Annotated in this window: 23 protein-coding genes and 1 riboswitch; of the genes, 16 read left to right on the forward strand and 7 right to left on the reverse strand. The window is 61.8% G+C overall.

All coding sequences use genetic code 11. The annotated features are described in order from the left end of the window. Nucleotides 1-273 precede the first annotated feature (273 nt). The 5 genes from DXD56_RS01565 (at nucleotide 274) to xdh (ending at nucleotide 9,649) form a co-directional block, all read left to right on the forward strand. The gene (locus DXD56_RS01565; protein ID WP_117639609.1) at nucleotides 274-1,668 is read left to right on the forward strand and encodes a uracil-xanthine permease family protein; all 1,395 of its coding nucleotides are present in this window, start codon (nucleotides 274-276) and stop codon (nucleotides 1,666-1,668) included. A 195-nt stretch (nucleotides 1,669-1,863) separates the two neighbouring features. Further along, nucleotides 1,864-3,219 carry a putative aminohydrolase SsnA gene (gene ssnA, locus DXD56_RS01570; protein WP_117639611.1) on the forward strand — a complete coding sequence of 452 codons (1,356 nt, stop codon included), beginning with the start codon at nucleotides 1,864-1,866 and terminating at the stop codon, nucleotides 3,217-3,219. 149 nt (nucleotides 3,220-3,368) lie between these two features. Beyond that, complete coding sequence (gene ygfK / locus DXD56_RS01575; RefSeq protein WP_117639613.1) at nucleotides 3,369-6,368, forward strand: putative selenate reductase subunit YgfK; 3,000 nt, start codon at nucleotides 3,369-3,371, stop codon at nucleotides 6,366-6,368. Nucleotides 6,369-6,379: 11 nt separating this feature from the next. After that, on the forward strand, nucleotides 6,380-6,859 hold the full coding sequence (locus DXD56_RS01580) for a 4Fe-4S binding protein (RefSeq protein ID WP_117629213.1): 480 nt from the start codon (nucleotides 6,380-6,382) through the stop codon (nucleotides 6,857-6,859). Nucleotides 6,860-6,871: 12 nt separating this feature from the next. Then, nucleotides 6,872-9,649 carry a selenium-dependent xanthine dehydrogenase gene (xdh, locus tag DXD56_RS01585; RefSeq protein ID WP_117639615.1) on the forward strand — a complete coding sequence of 926 codons (2,778 nt, stop codon included), beginning with the start codon at nucleotides 6,872-6,874 and terminating at the stop codon, nucleotides 9,647-9,649. Nucleotides 9,650-10,198: 549 nt separating this feature from the next. On the opposite strand, the gene DXD56_RS01590 is transcribed toward xdh, so the two are convergent. Then, a complete protein-coding gene (locus tag DXD56_RS01590; RefSeq protein WP_117639617.1) occupies nucleotides 10,199-11,197 on the reverse strand; it encodes a hypothetical protein in 999 nt (332 codons plus the stop codon). Between the two features lie 818 nt (nucleotides 11,198-12,015). Here DXD56_RS01590 and DXD56_RS10135 point away from each other — a divergent pair. Next, the gene (locus DXD56_RS10135; protein WP_233508999.1) at nucleotides 12,016-12,423 is read left to right on the forward strand and encodes a DUF4143 domain-containing protein; all 408 of its coding nucleotides are present in this window, start codon (nucleotides 12,016-12,018) and stop codon (nucleotides 12,421-12,423) included. A 75-nt stretch (nucleotides 12,424-12,498) separates the two neighbouring features. Continuing rightward, nucleotides 12,499-12,627, forward strand: a complete 129-nt coding sequence (locus DXD56_RS10235) for a hypothetical protein (protein WP_255413173.1) — start codon at nucleotides 12,499-12,501, stop codon at nucleotides 12,625-12,627. A gap of 139 nt (nucleotides 12,628-12,766) precedes the next feature. On the opposite strand, the gene DXD56_RS10240 is transcribed toward DXD56_RS10235, so the two are convergent. Then, a complete protein-coding gene (locus DXD56_RS10240; protein WP_255413174.1) occupies nucleotides 12,767-12,892 on the reverse strand; it encodes a hypothetical protein in 126 nt (41 codons plus the stop codon). Between the two features lie 258 nt (nucleotides 12,893-13,150). Between DXD56_RS10240 and DXD56_RS01605 the strand changes: the two genes are divergently transcribed. Next, nucleotides 13,151-13,972 (forward strand): 3'-5' exonuclease, encoded by an 822-nt coding sequence (locus DXD56_RS01605; protein WP_158549259.1) that lies wholly within the window; start codon nucleotides 13,151-13,153, stop codon nucleotides 13,970-13,972. 78 nt (nucleotides 13,973-14,050) lie between these two features. Here DXD56_RS01605 and DXD56_RS01610 read toward each other — a convergent pair whose 3' ends face one another. The 4 genes from DXD56_RS01610 to DXD56_RS01625 form a co-directional block, all read right to left on the reverse strand. Beyond that, nucleotides 14,051-14,230, reverse strand: a complete 180-nt coding sequence (locus DXD56_RS01610; RefSeq protein ID WP_117639623.1) for a hypothetical protein — start codon at nucleotides 14,228-14,230, stop codon at nucleotides 14,051-14,053. Nucleotides 14,231-14,260: 30 nt separating this feature from the next. Beyond that, nucleotides 14,261-14,416: a hypothetical protein gene (locus tag DXD56_RS09995; protein ID WP_158549261.1), complete on the reverse strand. Its 156-nt coding sequence runs from the start codon at nucleotides 14,414-14,416 to the stop codon at nucleotides 14,261-14,263. An 8-nt stretch (nucleotides 14,417-14,424) separates the two neighbouring features. Further along, nucleotides 14,425-14,515, reverse strand: a riboswitch (SAM riboswitch). A gap of 266 nt (nucleotides 14,516-14,781) precedes the next feature. After that, nucleotides 14,782-15,768 (reverse strand): hypothetical protein, encoded by a 987-nt coding sequence (locus DXD56_RS10000; RefSeq protein WP_158549263.1) that lies wholly within the window; start codon nucleotides 15,766-15,768, stop codon nucleotides 14,782-14,784. Between the two features lie 123 nt (nucleotides 15,769-15,891). Next, the gene (locus DXD56_RS01625; RefSeq protein WP_117583047.1) at nucleotides 15,892-16,545 is read right to left on the reverse strand and encodes a transcriptional regulator; all 654 of its coding nucleotides are present in this window, start codon (nucleotides 16,543-16,545) and stop codon (nucleotides 15,892-15,894) included. Nucleotides 16,546-16,822: 277 nt separating this feature from the next. Here DXD56_RS01625 and dpaL point away from each other — a divergent pair, with 277 nt between their 5' ends. From dpaL to hydA, 5 genes are all read left to right on the forward strand, one after another. After that, complete coding sequence (dpaL, locus tag DXD56_RS01630) at nucleotides 16,823-18,037, forward strand: diaminopropionate ammonia-lyase (protein WP_117583046.1); 1,215 nt, start codon at nucleotides 16,823-16,825, stop codon at nucleotides 18,035-18,037. Nucleotides 18,038-18,274: 237 nt separating this feature from the next. Beyond that, entirely contained in the window at nucleotides 18,275-19,660 is a 1,386-nt protein-coding gene (locus DXD56_RS01635) for a YgeY family selenium metabolism-linked hydrolase (protein WP_117564174.1), read from the forward strand. A 201-nt stretch (nucleotides 19,661-19,861) separates the two neighbouring features. Next, nucleotides 19,862-21,064, forward strand: a complete 1,203-nt coding sequence (ygeW, locus tag DXD56_RS01640; RefSeq protein ID WP_055252229.1) for a knotted carbamoyltransferase YgeW — start codon at nucleotides 19,862-19,864, stop codon at nucleotides 21,062-21,064. 153 nt (nucleotides 21,065-21,217) lie between these two features. Continuing rightward, nucleotides 21,218-21,832, forward strand: a complete 615-nt coding sequence (locus DXD56_RS01645) for a nucleotidyltransferase family protein (protein WP_158549265.1) — start codon at nucleotides 21,218-21,220, stop codon at nucleotides 21,830-21,832. Between the two features lie 9 nt (nucleotides 21,833-21,841). Continuing rightward, on the forward strand, nucleotides 21,842-23,209 hold the full coding sequence (gene hydA, locus DXD56_RS01650; RefSeq protein WP_117639631.1) for a dihydropyrimidinase: 1,368 nt from the start codon (nucleotides 21,842-21,844) through the stop codon (nucleotides 23,207-23,209). Nucleotides 23,210-23,329: 120 nt separating this feature from the next. On the opposite strand, the gene yqeC is transcribed toward hydA, so the two are convergent. After that, complete coding sequence (yqeC, locus tag DXD56_RS01655) at nucleotides 23,330-24,064, reverse strand: selenium cofactor biosynthesis protein YqeC (protein ID WP_117639634.1); 735 nt, start codon at nucleotides 24,062-24,064, stop codon at nucleotides 23,330-23,332. 102 nt (nucleotides 24,065-24,166) lie between these two features. Here yqeC and yqeB point away from each other — a divergent pair, with 102 nt between their 5' ends. The 3 genes from yqeB to rplE all read left to right on the forward strand — a co-directional run bounded on the left by yqeB (nucleotide 24,167) and on the right by rplE (nucleotide 26,894). After that, nucleotides 24,167-24,961, forward strand: coding sequence for a selenium-dependent molybdenum cofactor biosynthesis protein YqeB (gene yqeB / locus DXD56_RS01660; RefSeq protein WP_117639636.1), 795 nt, complete (start codon nucleotides 24,167-24,169; stop codon nucleotides 24,959-24,961). Nucleotides 24,962-24,970: 9 nt separating this feature from the next. Next, complete coding sequence (locus DXD56_RS01665) at nucleotides 24,971-26,014, forward strand: XdhC family protein (RefSeq protein WP_117639638.1); 1,044 nt, start codon at nucleotides 24,971-24,973, stop codon at nucleotides 26,012-26,014. Between the two features lie 322 nt (nucleotides 26,015-26,336). Then, nucleotides 26,337-26,894 (forward strand): 50S ribosomal protein L5, encoded by a 558-nt coding sequence (gene rplE / locus DXD56_RS01670; RefSeq protein ID WP_006235260.1) that lies wholly within the window; start codon nucleotides 26,337-26,339, stop codon nucleotides 26,892-26,894. Nucleotides 26,895-26,958 lie beyond the last annotated feature (64 nt).

Below are 26,958 nucleotides of genomic sequence, written 5' to 3' on the forward strand. Positions count from 1 at the left end.
TCCGCAGGTACATTGCGTAATGCAGACGAACGGTATGATTTTGGCGGTAAACGGTCGACCAAAAGAAAAGTAAGATGTTATTTAGACCAGACACATTCCTGACCTGCGGAAACGAGTTATTTCAGCCGAAGAATAGTCTGATAACAAAAAATTATTATTGAGAATGAGAATCATCTTTAATACGATATGCAACGAAGGCACAACCTCAACCCCGCACTGCGTCACAATAGAGCGTTAGATGCGAAAACAACTACTTCGAGGATTGGTGGTCAAATGACCCAGGAGACGGTTACGAACGGCACTGAAGCCCTGTTCACTCGTGAAGGCATGCCTCCCGTTAAGGAAATGATCCCGTGTGCCCTTCAGCACGCACTGGCTTCGTTTGCCGGTATCATCACCCCGGCTGTCATCATGGCCGGTGTCTACGGCTTTAATAGCCAGCAGAGCACCGACATCATCCAGGTCGCGCTCATTCTTTCGGCGATCGACACGGCCCTTCAGGCCTTTGCCCCCTTCCGTCGCATCGGCGGCGGCCTGCCCATCGTCATGGGCGTTTCGTTCGCGTTCCTGCCGGCCCTGCAGGCCATGGGTGCCTCGGGCTTTAGCTTTGGTGCGCTGCTGGGCGGCGAGATCGTCGGCGGCGCCGTCGCGGTCCTCTTTGGTCTGGCCTACAGCAAGATCAAGTGGCTGTTCCCGCCCGTCGTGACCGGTACGGTCATCTTCTCCATTGGCGTCTCTCTCTATCCCACGGCCGTCAAGTACATGGCCGGCGGCATGGGCACGCCGCTGTGGGGCACCCCGCAGGCCTGGTGCGTCGCTCTTATCACCTTCGCCGTGGTCTTTGCGCTCGCCAACTTTGGCAAGGGCACGCTCAAGCTGGGCTCCGTGTTCTTTGGCATGATCGTTGGCATGATCGTCTCCATCCCCTTCGGCATGATCGACTTCTCCAGCGTCGCCACCGCTCAGGTCTTCGCCCTTCCCAAGCTCATGCCCTACGCGCTCGAGTTTGATCCCGAGGTCTGCATTACCCTCGCCGTCGTGTTCCCCATGGTTGCCATCCAGGTTATCGGTGACGTCTCCGCCGCCTGCCTGGGCTCCATCGACCGTATGCCCACCGAGCGCGAGCTCTCCGGCGCTATCGTGTCCCAGGGCCTTACCTCTATGGTCGGCGGCCTGCTGGGCGGTCTTCCCACCAGCGCCCTTGGCCAGAACGTGGGCATCATCTGCTCCAACAAGGTCGTCAACAAGTGGGTCTTTGTGATTATCGCTGCCGTCTTTGCCATCGCCGGTCTGTTCCCGCAGCTCTCTGCCGTCCTTTCCGCTATCCCGCAGCCCGTCATCGGCGGTGCTACCGTGGGCGTGTTTGGCACCATCACCATGAACGGCGTGCGCATGTTCACCCGCGAGGGCCTCACGCAGCGCACTACCACCATCGTCGGTACCTCCGTCGTCTTTGGCCTGGGTATCTGGATGGCCAGCGGTTGCCTTGCCGGCGAGGGTATGCCCGCCTGGGTGTCCACCGTCATCGGCTCCAATGCCGTAACCCCCACCGCCATCATGGCCATCGTCCTTAACCTGATTCTTCCGCAGACGCCGGTCGTGGCTCAGCACATCGATGCTGCCAAGGACGCTGCCGTGGATCTGGTCTTGCCCGAGAGCAAGAAGTAGCCAATTCGGTGCTATTCGTCGGCGGGCGCATCGCCTCGTCCGCCGACGTCATGCGGCGCCAAGCCGCACTTCAAAGGGTTTGTCCCTTTGGTGAAGCGTTGACGGGAGAGGGCCCGTTTCCGGTGTAGGCCGGCGCTTCGCACTCCGCCATGTCAGAGGTGTCAAACCCCGCCCCTGATGTTGAAGGGAGCATCCATGCTTCTGGTCGCTAACGGTTCTGTCTTTACCCGCAATGCTCAGACCCCGTTCATTCCAAACGGTGCGGTCGCCATTGACGGAGATACGATCGTCGAAGTGGGCCCCGAGTGCGAGCTCAAGGCCAAGTACCCGGATGCCGAGTACGTCGACGCCCGGGGCAACCTCATCATGCCCGGACTCATCAACTGCCACACCCACATCTACTCGGGTTTGGCCCGCGGCCTTGCCATTAAGGGCTGTAACCCTACCAATTTCCTGGAGAATCTTGAGCAGCAGTGGTGGAAGATCGACGACAACCTGACGCTCGACGGCACCAAGGCCAGCGCCTATGCCACGATTCTTGACTCCATCCGCGATGGCGTCACCACGATCTTCGATCACCATGCGAGCTTCTGCGAGATTCCGGGAAGCCTCTTTACCATTAAGGATGCCGCTCAGGAGCTGGGCATGCGTTCGTGCCTGTGCTACGAGGTCTCCGATCGACGCGGCCAGGAAAAATGTGACCAGGCCATTGCCGAGAACGCCGAGTTTGCCCAGTGGGCCGCCAAGGAGCGTCGCGATAACGACAACCACATGATCGCCGCCATGTTTGGCGGTCACGCCACCTTTACGCTGTCGGACGAGACCATGGACAAGATGGCCGAGGCCAACAACGGCCTGACCGGCTTCCACATCCACGTATGCGAGGGTATGAACGACGTGTGGGATTCCCGCCTCAACCGCGGCGGCATCAGCCCCGTCGAGCGCCTGCTGCAGCACAACCTGCTGGGTCCCGACACCATGCTGGGCCACTGCATCCACGTGACGCCCGCCGAGATGGATATCGTCAAGGAGTCCGGCACCTGGCTCGTTAACAACCCCGAATCCAATATGGGCAACGCCGTGGGCTGCGCCCCCGTGCTCGAGTTCTTCCGCCGCGGCATCCCCGTGTGCATGGGCACCGACGCCTACACCCACGACATGCTCGAGAGCCTCAAGGTCTTCCTGATCATTCAACGCCACAACGCCGCCATGCCCAACGTGGGCTGGTGCGAGGCCATGACGATGCTCTTCAAGAACAACGCCAAGATGGCGAGCAAGTACTTCGATCGCAAGCTCGGCGTGCTCGAGGCCGGCGCTGCCGCCGACGTCATCGTTATGGACTACAAGCCCTTTACGTCGCTGAGCGAGGAGAATATCGACGGCCACATGCTCTTTGGCATGATGGGCAAAAACTGCCGCACCACCATCATCAACGGCCGCGTCCTGTACAAGGATCGCGAGTTCGTTGGCATTGATGAGGACAAGATCAACGCGTGGACCATGGCTGAGTCCAAGAAGCTCTGGAGCACGCTCAACGGTCGCACCTACTAATTCACAAGTAGATTCGCGCGCGTCAGATGTTTCGCCGCATCCGACGCGCGTATAGGCGACCTCCGCGGGGTCGCCGGCGCTGTGCTAGCGCTACACCGTATTTGCGCCCGCCGCGCGGTCTCGCCGGGCGTTACAGAGAGGAGCTCACTATGAGCGACATCATGAGGCCGATCCCGTTTTCGCAGCTGATGAACTGGATCATCGAGGAGCACAAGACCCAGGACGCCATCTTTGGCGTGCGCAAGATGGTCACGACCAACCAGGAGGGTGCGCTTCCCATTTTTGACGAGCGCATCGAGACTCCGTTTGGCCCGGCCGCCGGCCCCAATACGCAGCTTGCCCAGAACATCGTGGCATCCTATGTGGCCGGTTCTCGCTTCTTTGAGCTCAAGACCGTCCAGGTTATGGACGGCGAGGAGCTCTCCAAGTGCGTCAACAAGCCCTGCATCGTGGCTCAGGACGAGTGCTACAACTGCGAATGGTCGACCGAGCTCGAGGTTCCGCAGGCCTTTGCCGAGTACGTGAAGGCATGGTTTGCCTGCCACCTGATCGCTCGCGAGTACGGTCTGGGCAGCCCGGACGGCTTTGTCTTCAACATGTCGGTGGGCTATGACCTGGAGGGCATTAAGAGCCCCAAGGTCGATGCCTACATCGAAGGCATGAAGGACGCCAGCGGCTCCGACGTCTGGAACGAGTGCCGCGCATGGGCGCTCGCCAACCTGGACAAGTTTGAGCATGTCGACGCCGCGTTTGTCGAGTCCATCCCGGCGCGCGTGTCCAACTCCATAACCGAGTCCACGCTGCATGGCTGCCCGCCGGCGGAGATCGAGCGCATCGCGACCTACCTCATCACCGAGAAGGGCCTCAACACCTACATCAAGTGCAACCCCACGCTGCTGGGCTATGAGTTTGCCCGCCAGCGTCTGAACGAGCTGGGCTTTGACTACATCGTCTTCGACGATACACACTTCCGCGAGGACCTGCAGTGGGCCGACGCCGTGCCCATGTTCGAGCGCCTGATTGCCCTGTGCGCCGAGCGAGGCTTGGAGTTTGGCGTCAAGCTGACCAACACGTTCCCCGTCGACGTGACGAGGAACGAGCTGCCTTCCACCGAGATGTACATGTCGGGCCGTTCACTGTTCTCGCTGACCATCGAGGCCGCCCGCCGCATTACCGAGCAGTTCGATGGCAAGCTGCGCATCAGCTACTCCGGCGGTGCCACGGTCTACAACATTCGTGCCCTGTACGATGCCGGCATTTGGCCCGTTACCCTGGCGACCGACGTACTCAAGCCCGGTGGCTACGAGCGCTTTAGCCAGATGGCCGGCGAGTTTACCGACCTGGATGGCAAGCCGTTCGCGGGCGTCTCTCTCGAGGCCGTGACTGCGATCCAGACCGACTCGCTCACCAACCCGCTCTACAAGAAGCCGCTGCGCCCGCTGCCCGACCGCAAGGTCGCCGGCAAGAGCCCGCTTTCCGACTGCTTTACCACGCCTTGCCGTACGAGCTGCCCCATCCAGCAGGATATCCCTGCCTATCTGGCGGCTGTTGACGAGGGCCGCTACGAGGACGCGCTCAACAATATCATCGAGCGCAACGCCCTGCCGTTCATTACCGGCACCATCTGCCCGCATCCCTGCGGCCGTGCCTGCGAGCGCGCATTCTACGAGCCCGAGGGCGCCCAGATTCGCGCCAGCAAGCTCAAGGCCGCCCGCGAGGCCATGACCGCCGTGCTGCCCAAGCTGCGCACCCAGGCCATTGCCAACGACGCCGAGCGCAACGTTGCCGTTATCGGCGGCGGCCCGGCCGGTCTGGCGACGGCGTTCTTCCTGACGCGCGCCGGCGTGCCCGTCACTATCTTCGAGGCCCGCGACTCTCTCGGCGGCGTGGTCCGTCACGTGATCCCCGAGTTCCGTATCGCGAGCGACGATATCTCCCACGATGCCGAGCTCTGCCTGGCCTTTGGCGCTAAGGTGCAGCTCAACGCCCGCGTGGAGTCCATTGACGAGCTCAAGGCTCAGGGCTTTACCGACGTGGTCGTGGCCACCGGTGCCTGGATGCCCGGCTCTGCAGGCTTGGGCGAGGGTGCCGAGCTCGACGTGCTGGAGTTCCTCGAGGCCGCCAAGAAGGGCGAGAAGCTCGAGCTGGGCGAGGACGTCGTGGTCATCGGCGCCGGCAACACCGCCATGGACGCGGCTCGCGTGGCCAAGCGTCTGGCTGGCGTGAAGAACGTGCGCCTGGTGTATCGCCGCACCAAGAAGCAGATGCCCGCCGACGAGGAAGAGCTCGATCTTGCTCTTGCCGACGGCGTTGAGTTCTGCGAGCTGCTGGCGCCCAAGGCACTCAACGGCGCAGTGCTGACCTGCGACGTTATGGAACTTGGCGAGCCGGATGCAAGTGGCCGTCGCAGCCCCGTCGCCACGGGCGAGACCGTCGAGCTTTCCGCCACCACGGTGATCTGCGCCGTGGGCGAGGGCATCGATGCCAGCCTGTACGATGCCGCGGGCGTCGAGCACGACCGTCGCGGCCGTCTTGCCGCCACCTCCACCGGCGTCGAGGGCGTCTGGGCTGCTGGTGACTGCCGCCGCGGTCCTGCCACCGTGGTCGAGGCTATTGCCGACGCCGCCGAGGTCGCTCGTGCCATTGCCGGTGTCGACTTTAACAAGTACGCCGACTGCAACGAGCAGGCCGGTCGCGAGGACACCTGCTACGAGCGCAAGGGGTCGCTGTGCCGCGACAAGCACAACTGCACCAAGACCCGCTGCCTGGGCTGCGGCTCGGTGTGCGAGGTCTGCTGCGACGTGTGCCCCAACCGCGCCAACGTGGCAATTAAGGTGCCGGGCCTGGCCAAGCATCAGGTGGTACATGTCGACGGCATGTGCAACGAGTGCGGCAACTGCGCCGTGTTCTGCCCCTACCAGGAGGGTCGTCCCTATAAGGACAAGCTCACCCTGTTCTGGAGCGAGCAGGACATGGAGAACTCCGAGAACGAGGGCTTCCTGGCTGTGGACGAGGACCACTTTAAAGTCCGCGTCGCCGGCACGGTCCGCACCGTCTCGGTCGATGCCGTCAACACCGGTCTTCCCGAGGCCGTCCGCCTGACCATCAGGGCCGTGCGCGACAACTATTCGTACCTTCTTAAGAAATAGGCGAGTCTCTTATGGCCAAATCCATTCAACATAACGTGGCCTACGTTGCCTGCGGAAGCGGTTGCGCCTCCGCAGGCGGCGACGCCCGCTGCAGCGAAGGCTGCATTGGCTGTGGCGCCTGTGTCGCGGCCTGCCCCCACGGTGCCATTGCGCTGGTCGATGGCATCGCCCGCGTGGACCGCTCCAGGTGCACGGGCTGTGGCCTGTGCGGCATGGCGTGCCCGCAGCGCGTGATTGCCTTCGTTCCCGGCTACCAGAACATCCTGGTGCGCTGCAACAACACCGACAAGGGCGCCATTGCGCGCAAGATCTGCGACACGAGCTGCATCGGTTGCGGCATGTGCGTCAAAAAGTGCCCTGCCGGCGCTATCCGCATCGAGGACAACTGCGCCCATATCGACGGCGCGGACTGCCTGTCGTGTGGCATGTGCGCTGTCGTCTGCCCGCATGGCGCCATCCACGACCGCACCGGCATCGCCGCCGGCGTGTAGAAGGGAATCACCATGGCACAGGAATTCACTTTTACCGTTAACGGCGTCGAGCGCACGACGACTCAGAACAAGCCGCTGCTCCGCTACTTGCGCGACGACCTGCACATCCATTCCGCTAAGGACGGCTGCTCCGAGGGTGCCTGCGGTACCTGCACCATCCATGTAGACGGCGCGGCCGTCAAGGCATGCGTACTGACCACCGCTCTTGCCGCCGGCCGCAACATCGTGACCGTCGAGGGCCTGCCCCAGGACGTGCGCGAGGCCTTTGTGTACGCCTTTGGCGCCGTGGGCGCCGTGCAGTGCGGTTTTTGCATCCCCGGTATGGTCATGGCGGGTGCAGCGCTCATCGCCGAGGATCCCGAGCCCACCGAGGAGCAGATCAAGTACGCCATTCGCGGTAACGTCTGCCGCTGCACCGGCTACAAGAAGATCATCGAGGGCATTGCGCTGGCCGCTGCGGTGCTCCGCGGCGAAAAGCAGATCGACGAGGACCTGGAGCGCGGCGACGATTACGGTGTGGGCAAGCGTGCCTTCCGTATCGACGTGCGCAAGAAGGTTCTCGGCGAGGGCAAGTACCCCGACGACATCGACGAGCTCGATCAGCCGGGTCTGACCTACGCCAGCGCCGTGCGCTCCAAGTATCCGCGCGCCCGCGTGCTCTCCATCGATACTTCCAAGGCCGAGGCCCTGCCCGGTGTGGTGGGCATCCTGCGCGCCGAGGACGTGCCGGTCAACCAGGTCGGCCACCTTATCCAGGACTGGGACGTCATGATCGCCCAGGGCGATATCACCCGCTGCGTGGGTGATGCCATTGTGCTGGTGGTTGCCGAGGACGAGGCGACGCTCGAGAAGGCCAAGAAGCTCGTCAGGATCGATTACGAGCCGCTGGAGCCCGTGCGCAACATCGTCGAGGCCAGGGCTGCCGACGCCCCGCGCCTGCACGACAGCTTCTTTGCCTTTGGCAACACGGTGGAGCTCAAGGACAACGTGTGCCAGAGCCGCCATGTGACGCGCGGCGACGCCGCCAAGGCGCTGGCCGAGAGCACGTTTACCGTGACGCAGCGCTTTACCACGCCCTTTACCGAGCATGCCTTCTTGGAGCCCGAGTGCGCCGTGGCCTTCCCGTACAAGAACGGCGTCAAGGTGCAGTCGACCGACCAGGGCGCTTACGATACGCGCAAAGAGTGCGCCCATATGTTTGGCTGGGACAACGAGTCCGAGCGCGTGGTCGTCGAGACCATGCTCGTGGGTGGCGGCTTTGGCGGCAAGGAGGACGTTTCGGTCCAGCACCTGGCCGCGCTCGCCGCATATAAGTTCCAGCGTCCTGTGAAGTGCAAGCTCACGCGTGCCGAGTCGCTCGCTTTCCATCCCAAGCGTCATGCGATGGACGGTACCTTTACGCTGGGCTGCGATGCCGAGGGCAACTTTACCGGCCTGGACTGCGAGATCAACTTTGATACCGGTGCCTACGCGTCGCTGTGCGGCCCGGTGCTCGAGCGCGCCTGCACGCATGCCGTCGGCCCCTACAAGTACCAGAACACCGACATTCGCGGCTTTGGCTACTACACTAACAACCCGCCTGCCGGCGCGTACCGTGGCTTTGGCGTTTGCCAGTCCGAGTTTGCACTCGAGAGTCTGATCGACCTACTGGCCGAGAAGGTCGGCCTGGATCCGTGGGAGATTCGCTACCGTAACGCCATCGAGCCGGGCGAGGTTTTGCCCAACGGCCAGATCGCCGATTGCTCCACGGCGCTTAAGGAGACGCTGCTCGAGGTCAAGGATGCCTATTACGCGCATCCCGGACACGCCGGTATCGCCTGCGCCATGAAGAACGCCGGCGTGGGCGTGGGCCTGCCCGATGCCGGCCGCTGCAAGATCCGCATCGAGAACGGCGTGGCCGTGGTCTACGCCGCTACGTCCGACATCGGCCAGGGCTGCAACACGGTCTTTTTGCAGGACGTTGCCGAGGCATGCGGTCTGCCGCTGAGCTGCATTGCCAACGGCGAGTGCTCCACCGAGAACGCTCCCGACTCCGGCACCACGTCTGGCTCGCGCCAGACGGTCGTGACCGGCGAGGCCGTGCGCGGCGCCGCCTTCCTGCTGCGCGATGCCATGGTTGGCATCGAGGCCGGTAAGCCCGCACCCGATACTCCCGTGAGCGCGCATGGCGACGGCGTCAAGATCGAGTACGACGACGGTCGCGCCTATCAGTTGCGCACGCAGGAGCTCGTCGCCGGTCAGGGTATGCATCCTCAGGATCCTGCGACCGCCATCAAGGCGCTCGAGGGATGCGAGTTTGGCTACGTGTACCTGGAGCCGACCGACAAACTGGGCGCGGATGTTCCCAACCCCAAGAGCCACATCTGCTACGGCTTTGCCACACATGTGGTCATTCTGGACGATGACGGCCGCGTGAGCGAGGTCTATGCCGCGCACGATTCCGGCAAGGTGGTCAACCCCATCTCCATCCAGGGTCAGATCGAAGGCGGCGTGCTCATGGGTATGGGCTATGCGCTTACCGAGGACTGGCCGCTCAAGGACTGCGTGCCCCAGGCAAGATACGGCACGCTCGGGCTGTTCCGTGCGCCCGAGATTCCGGATATCCACGCCATCTACGTGGAGAAGGACGAACTGCTGCCCGTGGCATACGGCGGCAAGGGCATCGGCGAGATCGCAACGATCCCCACGGCGCCCGCCGTGCAGAACGCCTACCGCGCGTTTGACGGCAAGCTACGCCCCGATCTGCCCATGGTGGATACGCCGTACAGCCGCGCCCGTCACCGCGGGTAGGGTAGAGCGCGGACGGTCATTGCTGACGGGCTGTTCGCGCTCAACACCAACTGCATATGCTGTGCCCTTGGCCCCAGCTCCATCGCGAGCCGGGGCCTTTTGTTTGGAGCGCCTCCGCATGCGGAAGCTGCGTCCCAGATTTCGGCTCCAGAATGGGACGTACTTTCCGGAACGGCTCTCAAGCGGAAATTGCATCCCGGAATCAGGCCTCAGAACGGGACACGCTTTCCGGCGGAGGCCTCAAGCGGAAGCTGTGCCCCAGAATCGAGCCCCAGAGTGGGACGTACTTTCCGGATCGGCCTTCAAGCGGAAACTGCGTCCCGGAATCGCTGCTCAGAATGGGATGTATTTTCCTCCTGAGCCTCTGACGGAAACTGCATCCCGGAATTCGGCTCCAGAGTGGGACACGTTTTCCGGAACAGCTCTCAAGCGGAAGCTGCGTCCCGTTCTGAGGCTTGATTCCGGGACGCGCTTTCCGTTGGCGTGGCCGTTGGGAAAACGCGGCCCAGATAGGGGGATGCGATTCGGCGATGCGCGGCCTAGCGGCTCCTACAGCTCCACGTCGTTGAGCCATGTCGGTAGCGCGGTCTGCCGGATGCCTGCCGTCTGCAGCTTTTTGGCGAGCATTCCTGCCGAGCGGACCTCGTTCATGGTAAAGCGCAGCAGAGGGTGACCGTAGAGCGATAGGTGCGCCTCGCGCTGTCGTTCGGCAACGAGCGCCTCGGCGGTGGTGCGTCCGGCCAGCATGGTCTGGTCGGTATATTTGATGAGCCCGTCGAGCTCGCCCAGCGTGAGTTCCCGCGTCTGGCGCTCCCAGGCAAAGTCCGTTCGTATGGGCTTGGCCGAATCGAAGGGGTCCGTCAGCTCGTATTGAAGCCAGTCGGGCGCAAAGCCCGTCTCGATCATGACGGCTCGGGCGACCGATTCTCCACCGCTCTCGGCGCGGGCGTCGGCATATCGAAGTGTCGTGAGGGCAGTGCGAATCGCGCGACCATTGCGGGCGGTCGCTCGTTGTTCGACGGCCTCCATCAACTGCTCTCGCGTAAGGCCGAGCTTTGAGATCGCCGAATCGGCAATGGGCATGCCGTCTGCAAAGCCAGTTTGCAGCAGGCAATCTGTAGCCGTTTGGATGGGCGGCGTTACTGATGTGCCGGATAGACGGATTGCTCCGGCCGGCTCGATCTGATGCCGCTGAATATGCGCGCCCGGGCGAGCCGACGGCTTTGTCGAGCTACAGACATGCACAACGTTCAGATGTCGCCACGAGACCTCGAGCCCCAGCAGGCAGGCGGCCGAAAACGAGCAGAACGTCCAATCGGGGTGGATGATCGCAAGGGCGCGGAGGATTTCGCAATGGCGTTGCGCTCGGTTGAGTTCATCCCAGCGCGTTTTTCGCGCAAACAACCCCGGCATGGGCGAGACAACCGTGCCGCCGGTGCGCCGAAGGAGCGCTTTTCGGATCGCCGTGCTCGGGGGAATCAGACAGCGCCCCTCTTGTTCGGCTTGAGTGAGCAGTTGGTCGATGAGCTGGTCATTGCAATGGGTCATGAGCTACCGCCTCCTTTTGGGTAGCAAAAACGTATCAGCTGGAACTTGCCGCTCAGCTGACCAAAAGCTGACCAAAATCTAACCATGCAGGTAGATGGCCTGCTTTTGGCGACATATTTCTTGTTTGAATCGGTGGGCGGTAATCGGCGACCGTGAACGGTAGCTGGATATGAAGTCTTGGTAAGTTTCGGGACGTGTACTTTTTGAAAAAGAGCATTCTATCTGCTGTTTTGTGTTTCTGGATCGCATATTTGAAGGCATGTGATAAGGCCGGCGGACTGTCGCCTTGTATCTGCGGAAACTGTGACCCGGAATTGCCACTCGGAATGGGACGCGCTTTCCGGACAGCCCTCAACCGGAAACCGCATCCCAGATTTCGGCTCCAAACCGGGATGCGCTTTCCCGGCGGCGTTTCTGGCGGAAATTGCGCCCCGGAATGAGCGCTCAGAGTGGGACATGCTTTCCTAACGAGGCCGCATGCGGAAACTACGTCCCGGATTCGACGCTCAGGACGGGATGCCGTTTCCGATAGAGGCATGGGGTGGAAAGCCTCCCATTTCTAATGTTCAAGAAATGGGAGGCAGCTCATCGCGAGTCGGGGCCTTTTGTTTGGAGCGGAGGCAGCATCCCGGAATTCGGGCAATCCGGTGGTCAGGGGTTGAGCGAGCGTCGCGCTAAGGATGCCAAGCATAAAACCTTCAATGAGAATGGCGTAAAAACTACATTGAAAGTAGCGTAAAATCCGCATTGAGAATGGCGTAATTTCGCATATCGCATGATCGCCCGAGCTTGCACACGGCCTTTTGCGAGCTCTTGCCATGAACGAGAGCCAGGCTGTCACGTACAAGACGCTCATGAAGGATGCCTCGTACGGCGAGGCGGGTCCCGACGAGAGGACCATCGCTGCGTACCTGGACCTCTTCAACAGGCTCAAGCTGACCGAGGACCTGTGCGGATGGGAGCCGCCCATGCGCTCGAAGGCCCGCGTTCGCGTGCGCCCCAAGCGCTACTTCTGCGACCCGTTACTTGCGGCGACGTTGCTGGGGGCTACCCCTGAGCGGCTGCTTGGCGATATGCAAACGTTTGGGATGCTCTTTGAGAACCTCGTTCTGCGCGACGTGCGCGTGTTCCTTTCCACCTACGGCGGTGTCGACAACAGTGTCCATTATTTCCGAGATGAGAAGGGCCTTGAGGTCGATCTGATCGTTGAGCACGACGGGCGCTGAGGAGCCATCGAGGTCAAGCTGAGCGATGCGAAAGTAGACGATGGAGCGAGAAATCTCAAGGCGCTGGAGAGGAAAGTGCTCTCCAATCCTGACGCCCAGAATGCCGCGCCGGCGTTTTTGCCGGTCGTGGTTGGAAAGGGGAGCATTGCCTACACACGCGACGACGGCGTGGCGGTGATCCCCGTGGCGGCACTTGGGGCGTAGTGTTTTTGCGGGCGTGCCGTGCTTCCTTTACCGAAAATCCATTTGGTAAACCCGGTGCCCGTGGGTAAAATAAGGTCGACGGCAGCCCAAGTAGTGAAGAGCTGGGCAGCGCCGTTGCTTGGATTAAGGGGTCATCGCCTTAGCGGCGTCGACCCCTCTTTTTATGCTTCGTATGCTGCTTGAGTGCCTCGGTAAGTCCGATAAGCGCCGTGAGGAGCGAGACCAAAGCGGTCAGGAGCTTCACAAAATCAGTCAGATCGGTCATGGGCATCACCTCCCGTCGCATGGAGGGCGCTGCCCGGCACATGGAACTGCCGTCAACAATAACCAGTCTATCAAACTGCAGCCATAAATACGAATATATGTTCGATAATAACAGCGACGTGACCATCTCAAAGCGCAGCTTTACGCAAGGATGCCGGAAAGCTGCACTGTGCGATTTCATGTCCGCACGGGCAGCTACACTTGCTGTGATATGACCGTTCGAGAAACGAGCGGCAAGCAACGGAGAGAGGCCCTAACCGTGTCAGCTGAAAAGATGCCGGGTGTCTCGGCTATCGATACGACGAACTTTGCGCGCCAGATTGTGCTGGACTTTGAGTTTGCGCCGGTGCCAAAGCAGCGTCAGCGCCGTGGACTGTGCAATGAGATTATCGAGGCCGGCACCGTCAAGCTCGATTACCACGGCAACGTTATGGGCGAGTTCTCGCAGTTTGTACAGACGGAATTTACCGAAGGCGTTGCGTTCCCCGTTCGCGAGCTCACAGGGATATCGGCCGTGGGCACCGCGATGGCCGATCCGCTCTACATGGTGATCAAAAGGCTCAGCGATTGGATCGGGCGCTACTCCGCCCAGGTGGTCTGTTGGAGCGGGGCGGATCGTCGACAGCTTTTGATCGAGTGCCAAGCAAAGCACATCGATCTTTCCGCATTTCCTACGGACTGGGCCGACCTGCAGGCGTTTTACACCTCGATCATGGACATGAGCAGCCACGGGTGCGTCTCTTTGAGTGACGCAGCGACGTGGTTTGGCATCGAGTTCGACGAGTCGACGGGTCACGCCCACAGCGCTCTGGCCGATGCGCGCGTGACCGCCAAGCTGCTCAAGCAGATGATGGACGGGGACTACCGCGTGAGCCCGCGCGCCCAGGAGGTCCGTCAACGGTGGGGGATGGGCGAGCGAGCTCAGACGCGCCTTTCCAGCAAGTGCTCCGAGCTGGGCGACCTGCTGCTAAAGCTGAAGGCGGAGGGGGTAGGCCTTTTGAGAACGCCATTCGGTTTGGCATGGCGGGGCTGTAAGCGCGAGCCCGCCCTGCTGTTTGAATCGAAGCGTCAACCAGTATGACGAGCTGTCTGGCCTGTCTGCCTACGCCCCCGCAATCCCGCGGGCCGCACTCAACAGCTCATACTCCCTCTGGCTCCACTAGTACAGCTCGGCCGTGCGTACGGCGTCGCGGCACAGGTCCAGGAATGCCTCGGCTCCCTCGCAGAAGCACTCTCGGGCAAAGGCGCCGGATCCGTCCGCAACGCATATGCCGTCAGCAAAGAGCTTCCAGCTAGACGGCTCGCGAGAGTCGTCTCCAAGCAGCTTGATCTGCAGCACGTGCGGGCTGCCGGCGGCGCAGAGTTCTTCCTAGAGCACCTGCACCGTAAAGCGCATCTGGTGGGAGAGGCTGCTCTTGATCATGGCCGAGGCGTAGCCATTTGGCTTATCCAGAAGATGCATGTGATTCGGTTTGACGATCAGGTTGTGGAAGTTACGCTCGCTGCGCACGGAGAAATTGTCCATACGGACTCCTTTCATCGATGTTGGCAGGGCCACCGTGCCTCTTGGCCGGTTGGCGTCGGGATCGTGGAGCCAACTCTCTACCCCGACTCTGGATAAAATGCGCCCGCTCCTTGCGGGCAAGAGGAAGTCTATCAACGTGTACGGACAGAAATCAAGCGCCGCCTGCGAAATGACGCGTGAACGGCGTTGGTTTCCCAAGTGATTATTCGGCTTTCATCCGGAAAAGTGTCGAAATCAGCCGTGTAAAAGTACGGAAAAGTGTCGAAATAGGCACCTTAAAACTTCGGAAAAGTGTAGCTGGATGACAAAACAGCACTTAGAAGCCGGTGCTGGATGCGGGATCCTGCGGCCGCCTTCAGCTCTCGCTACTCATCGTCTCCGTCGTTGGGGTCGCCCTTGAGGGTGTTGATGTCCAGGTACTCGTCATCGTTCTCTTTTTGCTGGGTCTCCGACTCCGCTTGGGTGGGGCCGGAGAACAGCCGGAATCCCTCAAACGCAATGACGCCGAGCAGGGCAATGACAATGGCGATAAAGGCAACCTTGACTGCCTGCGGAAATTCCGAAAAACGCAGCGCCTTTTCCTCGGCGTAATAATCGGCGAAGCGCTCGTCGCCCGTGCTTTTGGTATACGCCGGCGCGGACGCGGCCTCCGGGTCATATTCCGGTGCAGGCGTGGCAGCGTACGGATCGTTGAGATAATCGCTCGATGCGGTGCCATAATCCTCGGTCTCGATGCGATCGGTGCCAGCATAGCCATCGGAATAATCGGAATATGCCGCACCGCCCTCATAGTCCGCGGCGCTCGTGTTGGCGGCAAAAAGCGGGTTAACTGGAACGTCGAGCGCCGGCATGCCGGTAGAGGTCTCATCCAGACCGGCTGCAGCCCAGGAATCGTAGGCAACCTGATGGGCAACGGGCTCATCGAGCCTTGTGACCGGAGACTTGCGTGCCGCAGGAACGGGCAACTGCTGGGCGCTGTACATAACGGTGCTGTCGGCCGATTTGCTCCGCGTCGCCGCAGCGAGAAATGCCGCCGTCTCGGACGGGTCGCTTGCGGGGCGGGGAGCGGGTGTGGGCGCCGAAATGGGTGCGGGCGTAGACGCGGGCGTCGAAACAGGCGGCTGCGCAGGAGTCGGCGCAGATGCGGGCTTAGGCGCAAGTGCGGGATTGGGGCTTGACGGGCGAGCCCCGCCGCCCATGAGTTCGTCGGCGGTCCACGGGCGATCATCCATCACGTCGTCAAGGCTCAGCGAAAACAGGTCGTCTTCACCCTCATCGAACATGCGGTGCACATGTCCACCAATTGCCGGAATCAATCCGCGACCGGTGCATGATGCCTTGCTCAACGCCATTCTGTTCCACCCTTTCGAAATACTAATGACATCGATTATATGGAACTTCCCAAGCGGCTCGGTCTTGGATTCATGCTTTCCAGAACTCGCGCCCAAAAGGGGAGGGACAATCCAGGCGAGTGCCTACTTGTCGTCGGCCGCCGCCTTGGCCTCATTGAGGTAGCTATAGAAGCTGTACTTGGAGATGCCAAAGAACTCGCAGGCGCGCTCGCTCGACTTGGAAATGAGGAAGGCGCCGCGACGGTCGAGGTAGCCAATGGCGCGAATGCGCTCATCTTTGGTCATGAGCGCCGCGGGCTTGCCCACAAACTGCTCGCACTCGTGCAGCAGGTCCTCGAGCAGGTCGCCGATGTTCTTGGTAATGGGCTCGGGCTCGGTGTAGCCCGTGCCGCCGGTGCCGGTAAAGGCGTCGAGCGAACGCTCAAAAGCCTTCATAAGCGTAATGTCAAAGTTGATGCCCAAAATGCCGACGGGCTTGCCTTCGTCGTTGCGGATAAAGATGGTCGAGGACTTGAGCAGCTTGCCATCGGTGGTTTTAGTGAGGTACGGCTCGCGGTCGTGTACGTCGGTGGTGCCCTCGTGCATGGACTCAAACACGATATGGCTGGGGCCGTCACCCAGTTTGCGCCCGCTGACGTGGCCATTTTCGATCACTACGATGGAGTGGTCCACGTCCTCGGTCTCCAGATCGTGGACGACGACTTCGCAGTTGGGGCCAAATTGGAGCGCCAGACCGTGTGCAAGGCGCTTGTAAAACTCAATCTGTGCGGGGGTCATGGGTGCCTTCCTAAAAATTTGTTTGGGCACACTTTGCCATAAACCACACTTGTTCGCAAATAACGAAAGCGTTGCTGCGTTATGTGACCGTTTGGCGGCGAAAAGGTACCGATTGCGGCAACAAACAATTTGTTAGGTTATCCAATCAAAAAGTGTGATAGAACATTGCTAACAAACTTTTTGTTTGGCATCCACATAAAAGTTCAGCCGTGTGAATGGGATCGGGCTGAAACGCGTATGCGGGGGCCGGCAAGAGAGGACTTAAGGAGTTCACCGTATGGCCGATAAGATCCAGTGGGCGGGCAACACGATGCCCAAGAGCGATGACAAGCACTTGGGAATCATGAGCCTCGACCACGTGAAGAAGGCCCGCGCCTTCCACCAGTCGTTCCCTCAGTACACCGTTACTCCGCTTGCCCGCCTGGACGGCCAGGCCGCGCGCCTGGGCCTGTCCAACCTGTGCGTTAAGGACGAGAGCTATCGCTTTGGCCTCAACGCCTTTAAGGTCCTGGGCGGCTCGTTTGCCATGGCCAACTATATTGCCGACGAGACCGGCAAGGACGTTGCCGACTGCACCTTCGATTACCTGACCTCCGATCAGCTGGCCGAGGACTTTGGCCAGGCTACCTTCTTTACCGCCACCGACGGCAACCATGGCCGCGGCGTGGCATGGGCTGCCAACAAGCTGGGCCAGAAGGCCGTCGTGCACATGCCCAAGGGTTCCACCAAGCCCCGCTTCGATAACATTGCCGCCGAGGGCGCCACGGTGACCATCGAAGAGGTCAACTACGACGAGTGCGTGCGCATGGCCGCCGCCGAGGCCGACGCCTGCGAGCGCGGCGTCATCGTTCAGGACACCGCCTGGGAGGGCTACGAGAAGATCCCGTCCTGGATCATGGAGGGTTACGGCACCATGGCTTCCGAGGCTGCCGAGCAGCTGCGCGAGATGGCTATCAACCGCCCGACGCACGTCTTTGTCCAGGCTGGCGTAGGCTCGCTCGCCGGCGCCGTGGTGGGCTACTTCACCAACCTGTATCCCGATAACCCGCCCACCTTCGTCGTGGTTGAGTGCGCACCGGCCGCCTGCCTGTACAAGGGCGCTGCCGCCGGCGACGGAGATCCGCGCATCGTGGACGGTGACATGCCCTCCATCATGGCCGGCCTGTGCTGCGGCGAGCCCAACATCTTGGGCTGGGATATCCTGCGCAACCACACCACCGCCTTCGTGTCCTGCCCCGACTGGGTCACCGCTCGCGGCATGCGCACCCTGGGCGCTCCCGAGAAGGGCGACCCGCGCGTCATCTCCGGCGAGTCCGGCGCAGTGACCACCGGTCTGGTCGAGACCCTCATGCTCGACCCCGAGTACGCCGAGCTCAAGGAGCTCATCGGCCTGGACAAGACGAGCTCCGTGCTCTGCTTCTCCACCGAGGGCGACACCGATCCGGATCAGTACCGTCGCATCGTCTGGGAGGGCGAGTACCCGACTTGCTAGCAGGCTGACCTGTCCGGAGGCAGCCGGAGGACTTTACTCCCTGCTCGGACAGTCCTGCTCGCACGGAGAGCACATTAAGTGCTCTCCGGCTCGTGCGGAACTCGCGACGGAGCAAAGTCCTCCGTCCGCCTCCTATGGTTGCTTGCTTGCCGGGTGCTCGACCTCACGCTGCTTGGCACAAGTGATCTATCTGAAATATCTACCTGTAGGTAAACCCTTGTAGAAAGGTTGACTGTTATGACTAAGGAACTCGATTTCGAGGCAATTAAAAACGCTGCTGAGTCTCACCGCGCTGACATGACCCGCTTCCTGCGCGCCATGATCTCGCACCCCTCTGAGTCCTGCGAGGAGGGCGAGGTTGTCGCTTGCATCAAGGCCGAGATGGAGAGCCTTGGCTATGACGAGGTCAAGGTCGATGGCTTGGGTAACGTCATGGGCTTTATGGGCGAGGGCGACAAGATCATCGCCATCGACTCCCACATCGACACCGTCGGCATCGGCAACATCGAGAACTGGGATGCCGATCCCTATGAGGGCTACGAGACCGACGAGATCATCTACGGCCGCGGCGGCTCTGACCAGGAGGGCGGTATGGCTTCTGCTACCTACGCTGCCAAGATGATGAAGGACATGGGCCTCATCCCCGAGGGCTACAAGATCATGGTCGTCGGCACCGTCCAGGAAGAGGACTGCGACGGCATGTGCTGGCAGTACATCTACAACAAGGACGGCATTAAGCCCGAGTTCGTCATTTCCACCGAGCCTACCGACGGCGGCATCTATCGCGGTCACCGCGGCCGCATGGAGATCCGCGTCGACGTTCACGGCACCTCCTGCCACGGCTCCGCTCCCGACCGCGGCGACAACGCCATTTACAAAATGGCCGACATCATCGCCGACGTCCGCGCCCTCAACAACAACGGCTGCGACGAGTCGACCGACATCAAGGGCCTCGTCAAGATGCTCGACCCCAAGTACAACCCCGAGCACTTCGAGGACGCCCGCTTCCTGGGCCGCGGCACCTGCACCGTCAGCCAGATCTTCTACACCAGCCCCAGCCGCTGCGCTGTCGCTGACTCCTGCGCCATCTCCATCGACCGTCGCATGACCGCCGGCGAGACCTGGGAGTCCTGCCTGGACGAGATCCGCAACCTGCCGGCCGCCAAGAAGTACGGCGACGACGTGAAGGTCTCCATGTACATGTACGACCGTCCGTCCTGGACCGGCGAGGTTTACGAGACCGAGGCTTACTTCCCCACGTGGATCAACAAGGAGACCGCTCCGCACGTCAAGGCCCTCGTCGACGCCCACAAGGCCATGTTCGGTGACGAGCGCATCGGCTGCGAGCCCAGCATGGACAAGCGCACCGGTCGTCCGCTGTGCGACAAGTGGACCTTCTCCACGAACTGCGTTTCCATCCAGGGCCGCTATGGCATCCCCTGCGTTGGCTTTGGCCCGGGTGCCGAGTCTCAGGCTCACGCTCCCAACGAGGTCACCTACAAGGACGACCTGGTCACCGCTGCTGCCATGTACGTGGCTGCCCTGAACCTCTACGATCCGAGCCAGGCCGATGGCGACGCTACCGTGTTCCGCGCTGGTCTGACCAACAACAAGATCGACTAGTCCCATTCCTTGATCTTGTTGAGCCGGGGACAGCCTGTGTCCCCGGCACCCCCTGTTGACTTGGGGCCCGCGGTCGTTATCTCCCATGCTTCCTCAACGGTAGCGGGTCCTCGTCATAGTGCTCTGCATGTTCTAGCCACACGCGCATGCCGGGGCACATCTACTCATTGCGATCGTTTCACCTTTAGAAAGGACATTTACATGGACGCTAAGTTTACCGAGCTCGTCGAGCAGCTGAACGGCCTCGATTTTAAGGGCATGTACGGCAGCGACTTCCTGCACACCTGGGACAAGACCACCGATGAGCTCAAGGCGCTCTACATCGTCGCCGACGCCCTGCGCGAGCTGCGCGAGAACAACGTTTCGTCCAAGATCTTCGATTCGGGTCTGGCCGTCTCGCTGTTCCGTGACAACTCCACCCGTACGCGCTTCTCCTTCTCTAAGGCAGCCAACCTGCTCGGCCTTGAGCTGCAGGACCTGGACGAGAAGAAGTCCCAGATCGCTCACGGCGAGACCGTCCGCGAGACCGCTACCATGATCTCCTTCATGGCCGACGTCATTGGCATCCGCGACGACATGTACATCGGCAAGGGCGACGCCTACATGGCCGAGGTCTCCGAGTCCGTGCAGCAGGCCTACGAGGACGGCGTTCTGGATCACCGTCCCACGCTCATCTCCCTGCAGTCCGACTCCGATCACCCCACGCAGTCCTCTGCCGACATGCTCTACCTCATCAACGAGTTTGGCGGCCTCGAGAACCTCAAGGGCAAGAAGGTTGCTGTCACCTGGGCCTACTCGCCCTCTTACGGCAAGCCGCTGTCCTGCCCGCAGTCGCTGATCAGCCTGCTGCCCCGCTTTGGCATGGACGTCACCCTGGCCCACCCCGAGGGCTACGACCTCATGCCCGAGGTCGTCGAGCGCGCTAAGGGCTACGCCGCCGAGTCCGGCACCACCTTTAAGCAGGTCAACACCATGGCCGAGGCCTTCGAGGGCGCCGACATCGTGATCCCCAAGAGCTGGGCTCCGTTTGCCGCCATGGAGAAGCGTACCAACCTGTACGCCGAGGGCGACGACGCCGGCATCGCTGCGCTCGAGAAGGAGCTGCTCGCTCAGAACGCTACGCATCAGGATTGGTGCTCCACGACCGAGCTCATGGAGAAGACTGCCAACGGCCAGGACACCATCTTTATGCACCCGCTGCCCGCCGACATCTCCGGTGTCTCTTGCGAGCACGGCGAGGTCAACGCCGACGTCTTCGACATGCACCGTGTGGGCATGTACAAGGAGGCCAGCTACAAGCCGTACGCTATCGCAGCCATGATGTTCCTGCAGAAGGTTGCCGATCCCGCCGCTACCCTCAAGGCCCTCGACGAGCGCAACACCGCCCGTTGGTTCCAGGCCTAAAGCCGGGTTGAGGTAAGCCATGTAAAAGGGGCACTCTGCCAACCGGCGGGGTGCCCCCTTTTTTTGCATCGTGGGCGTGCGGGATAAGCGCTTTCGATGCAGATGCCCCACGGCGCGAGTTATGGGTACGATGGTTTCAGGGGAGGTATCGCCATGAAACTTGGTTGCGTCATTATGGCCTCGGGCGAGGGCAAGCGGTTTGGCTCTAACAAGATGCTCGCCGATATCTATGGCGAGCCGCTGATTGCCCGGACCATCGATTCGGTCCCCGGGGGCTTTGATGTTGTGGTTTCGACGCGTTGGCCCGAGGTCGCTCAGATTTGCGAGGACAAGCATTGCCCGTGCGTGCTGCACGATGGCGAGTTGCGCAGCGAAAGCGTCCGTGCGGGCCTTTCGTGGGGAGTCGAACGCAACTGGAAAGGTTGCCTCTTTTTGCCGGGCGACCAGCCGCTCGTGAGTTTGGATTCTTTTGAGGCTATGGTTCGTGCATTTGACGAGCGTGGCCGCAAGCATCCGGTGCGTCTTGCGTGCAACGGTGAGCCTTCGAGCCCGGTGCTCTTCCCAAGGCGACTGTTCCCTTCGCTCGTGCTTCTCGAGGGCAAGGACGGTGGTGGGTCGATTATCAAGGGCCGCACCGACGTTGCGTTAGTCGAGGCGCGTGCCTACGAGCTGTGGGACGTCGATACCGCCAAGGGACAGCGACGCATAACGGAGCATATCGCCGCCTGCTCGTATTTTGATCGCGTGGCCAACTGCATCAATCAATAAGGAGCAATTATGATCATCATCAAAAACGGCGCGCTCGTGACGCCCCAGGGGCTTCGCCGCGCCGATCTTGCCATGGAGGGCGACAAGATTGTGCGGATCGCCGCAGCGATTGAGCCGGCCGAGGGCGATACCGTCCAGGACGCCACCGCCTGTTGGGTGTTCCCCGGCTTTGTCGATGGCCACACGCACATGCAGTGCTGGACTGGCATGGATTGGACGGCCGATAGCTTTGAGACCGGCACACGTGCGGCTGCCTGCGGCGGTACGACGACCATCGTGGACTACGCGACGGCTGATCGCGGCGTGACCATGCCCGATGTCCTTGCCGAGTGGCATCATCGCGCCGACGGAACCTGCACGGCCAACTACGCTTTTCATATGGCACTCGCCGAGTGGAATGAGCGCAACCGCGCCGATCTTTCGGCCATGCGCGAGGCGGGCGTATCGTCGTTTAAGACCTACTTTGCCTACGACCACCTGCGCTTGGACGATGCCGAGACGCTCGAGGTGCTGGAGGAGCTCAAACGCGTGGGCGGCATGCTCTGCGTGCATTGCGAGAACGGCACGTTGGTGAATGAGCTGCAGAAGCGCGTGTACGAGCAGGGGATTCATGGGCCCGAGGGGCATGCGCTCAGCCGTCCGGACGTGTGTGAGGCCGAGGCCGTGAGCCGCCTGCTGTATCTGGCGCACCTAGCCGGCGACGCACCGGTCAACGTGGTGCATCTTTCGACCAAGCTGGGGCTCGAGGCCATTCGCGCTGCCAAGGCGCGCGGGCAGAAGAACATCTATGTCGAGACCTGCCCTCAGTATCTGATGCTCGACGATACGTGCTACTTGGAGCAGGGCGAGGACGGCTTTGCGGGCGCCAAGTATGTGATGAGCCCGCCGCTGCGCCATGCCGGTGACCGTGCCGCGCTGCGCGAGGCGCTTGTGGCCGGCGAGATCGATACCATCGCCACCGACCACTGCAGCTTTAACCTGCATGGGCAAAAGGACCGCGGGCGCGACGACTTCCGCGCGATTCCCAACGGCGGGCCCGGTGTGGAGCATCGCCCCGTCGCGATCGCTACGAGCTTTGAGGGACAGCTGGGCCCCGAGGATCTGTGCCGCTTGATGAGCGAGAACCCGGCGCGCGTCTTTGGCATGTATCCGCGCAAGGGCTGTCTTGCTGAGGGCTCCGATGCCGACGTGTGCGTGTGGGATCCCAAGGTGCGCTGGACGATCAGTGCCGCGACGCAGCATCAGGCCGTGGACTACACGCCGCTCGAGGGCTTTGAGGCACATGGCCGCGCCAAGGCCGTGTTTGTGAATGGCGTGCTGGCGGCGCGCGACGGCGAGCCCACCGGAGCCCAGCCCGGTCGCTACGTTCCCCGCTAACGGGGGGGGGGTGCCGGACCCTCTCCGCAGTTGCGGTGAAATAGTTCCTGTTTAGCCGCCAAATAGGCCGTTTCAGGAACTATTCCACCGCAACTTATAGGCCTGCTGGGGCAGCGCCGGCTACTTGAGGCTGGTGGCGACGATGGGGCGGCCGAGGACAGCCTCGAAGCGATCTGCCATCGTTGGGTCGGCAAGCGTATCGACTTGGTTGAGCATGACGCGTGCGGTGCTGAGTTTCAGCACCTGCATCTCGGCATTGAGCACCTGGGCGACGCGCTCGGGCGTGGCGATGTCGGTGAGCTCGCAGCCGCAACGCTCGCAAAAGAGCTCGGGGCGGTGGACGGCTTCGTTGATGGGCTTGCCGAGCCCCGAGGCGCCGACGAGCCAGATAACGTTGACCGTCCCGGCGGGAACGACCGGCTCCCACGGGGCGTGCGCCTTGAGCGGGAGCCGCTTGCTGCCGTCCGCCTCGGCCAGGACGTAGTCAAAGCGCTGCGCCAGCTGGTCGAGCGGCTCGGCAGGGGAGGAGAGCTTGCCCGTCTCCGGGTCCAAAACACCCGCCTGGCAGATACTTCCGCGGCTCATGCCCGCGCATGCCTCGCAGGTGCAACCGGGGACATGCGAGGCGCCCGGCTTCCAAGGCACGGCGTCCAGGCGACGGCTCGACCCGTCCCACGGCACGCCGGCGACGGGGAACATATGCGTGGTGGTGCAGAGGAGCGCGCGGCCGCCAGCGCGCATAAGCTCAAGGCCGAGCGTCTTTAGCAAGGTCGACTTGCCACCGCTGCCGATAATCGCGGTAATGCCCGGCTTGATCCTGAGCGCCGAGGCAAGATTGCCGCTAACCGTTTCCATCTGTTCACCGCCGTATAATACTGTGATAATAAATAATCATCAGAGTAGCGGTCGAACCGCTTTTGCTCTGCTCAAACCGTAGCACAGGGAGGTGCCCCGGGAATGCTCGTTTATGTTCGCGGCGCCGGCGATATCGCCACGGGTGTCGCTGCCCGTTTGGTGCGCGCCGGCGTGTCGGTCGTTATGGCCGATATCGCGGTTCCCACGTGCATCCGTCGCACAATCAGTTTTTGCGAGGCCATTCGCTTGGGCGAGGTCCAGGTCGAGGGTATTTGCGCCCGCTTGGCGCAGACGCCGGCAGAGGTGCTTGCAATTACCGAGGCCGGAGACGTCGCCGTCGTGGTAGACCCCCAGGCCAAGATGCTCGACGAACTGAAGCCCGCGGCCGTGGTGGACGCGATTCTGGCCAAGCGCAACTTGGGCACCACGCGCGATATGGCGCCTGTCGTTATTGCCGTGGGACCGGGCTTCACCGCGCCGGTTGACTGCGACGCCGTGGTCGAGACCATGCGCGGGCATTTTCTCGGCCGTGTCATTACCCAAGGTTCGCCCCAGCCCAACACGGGCGTGCCGGGCATTATCGCCGGCTATGGCAAGGAACGTGTTATCCACAGCCCCGCCGCCGGCGTGTTTCGGTCCGACCGCGCAATCGGCGACATCGTGAGCGCCGGAGACGTGATTGGCTACGCGGGCGATACGCCCATGTGCACGCAGATCGATGGCTGTCTGCGCGGGCTTTTGGCGAACGGCGTGCAGGTGACTGAGGGCTTTAAATGCGCCGATGTCGACCCGCGCGGCGATGCCAGCTATATCAACTACATTTCGGACAAAGCGACGTCGGTCGGCGGCGGCGTGCTCGAGGCACTCGCTATGCTCACCGATGTCTTTAGAGGATAGAAGGCGGCAATGGAAAAGCTCGATGTGGTGAATGCGGCGCTTGCCGCCCTGCGTGCTGGCGAGACGTGCGAGCTGGTGGTCGTGGCCGGTACGGCGGGGTCGTCCCCGCGCGGTGTGGGCGCCTGGATGGCCGTCTTTGCCGATGGCAGCCAGGCGGGCACTATCGGCGGCGGCAAGATTGAGCTCTTTGCGCTGGATGAGGCGCGCGAGCTCCTGAGCGCGGGACGGTCGCGTCTGGTCCGCTACACCATGGGCGGCGAGAACTCCGATACCGGCATGATCTGCGGCGGAGCCATCTGCCTGTGCTACCTGCATTTGGATGCGACTCAGGCACCGTTGTTCCAGTCGGTTGCCGACGTCTTGGCCTATCGGCGCATCGGCGACTTCGTCATCGACTTTGAGCCGTTTATCGCGAGCGCGCTCGAGGGCGATGTGGTTGAGTACCATGGCGAGACATCGCGCCATACCATTGCCGGCTGCCCCGAGCTTTCGCTGGTGGAGGAGGGGAGTAAGGTCACCTACACCAACGCCGCCTCCGAGATTCCCCCGGCGCACATCGAGACGCTCTGCCCCGAGGGCCTGACCTATATCTTTGGCTGCGGCCACGTGGGTGCTGCGACGGCGCGGGTGCTCACGGCGGCGGGCTTTGCCGTTGTGGCTTGCGACGACCGCCCCGGCACACTGACCCCCGAATGGGTGCCCGGTGTCTACGACCGTCGTCTGGTCGACTACAAGAGCCTGAGCAAGCAGTGCCCCATCGGCCCGCGTGACCTAGTGGTCGTCGCCACGGCGGGTCACAAGTCCGATATCGACGTGGTGATTCAGGCCATGCGCGCCAAGCCAGCCTATCTGGGCTGCTTGGGTTCGCGCCGTAAGACGGCCTTTGTGCGCGCCCGCCTGGAGCAGGAGGGCTTTACGCAGGACCAGATCGACGGGCTGCACCTGCCGATCGGCGTTGCCATCGAGGCCGAGGATCCCGAGGAGATTGCCATCTCCATCGCTGCCGAGATGATCCACCTGCGCCGCACCAAGCTCGTCCCCCGCAAGCGCTAGTCGCATCCCCATCAATAAGATGCGGCGAAATACGGACTGTTTAAGCCGGTTAAGCCGTCAAACAGTCCCTATTTCACCGCAACTGCCATTTTGATCCCCTAGGGATCAATATGTGCGGGGGAGTTGTGGAGTTGTGCAGGCAGACGAGGTTTTTCTGGAAATACGCTCCCGATGCGCGTATAGTACCGATTGTTTTGTCGGCTCCTGCTGCGTCGAGTCCAAACCGCGTAAATGCCATGAGCGGCGCGGATGCAGCCAGGAGGCACGAGGACAACCCATCGTGGCCACGCCCCGTGCTTAAAACCCCAAGAAGGAGTGAACAATGGCAGAAGAGAAGTATGTGCCGCGTCTGAAGACCAAGTACAACAACGAGGTCAAGCAGCAGCTTCAGGACAAGTTCCAGTACGAGAACGTCATGATGATCCCCAAGTTTGAGAAGATCGTCGTGAACATGGGTGTCGGCGAGGCCGCTACCGATTCCAAGGCCATCGACGGTGCCGTGCGCGACCTGCGCGCCATCACCGGCCAGCAGCCGATGATCACCCGTGCCCGCAAGTCCATCGCTACCTTCCGCCTGCGCGCTGGTATGCCGATCGGCTGCAAGGTTACCCTGCGTGGCGACCGTATGTGGGAGTTCTTCGATCGTCTGACCTCCGTCGCGATCCCCCGTATCCGCGACTTCCGCGGCATCTCCGCCAAGAGCTTCGACGGCCGTGGTAACTTCTCCATGGGCGTCACCGAGCAGCTCATCTTCCCCGAGATCGACTTCGACTCCGTCGATCACCAGCGTGGTATGGACATCACTTTCGTGACCACCGCCAACACCGATGAGGAGGCCAAGGCCCTTCTGGACGCCTTCGGTTTCCCGTTCAAGAAATAGGTTCACCTGCCCTATGAGCGCCGTTCCCAGAAGGGGGCGGCGCTTGGGGCGAACAATACTCTAT

The organism is Collinsella sp. TM06-3 (assembly GCF_003436395.1).
Taxonomy (GTDB): Bacteria; Actinomycetota; Coriobacteriia; order Coriobacteriales; family Coriobacteriaceae; genus Collinsella.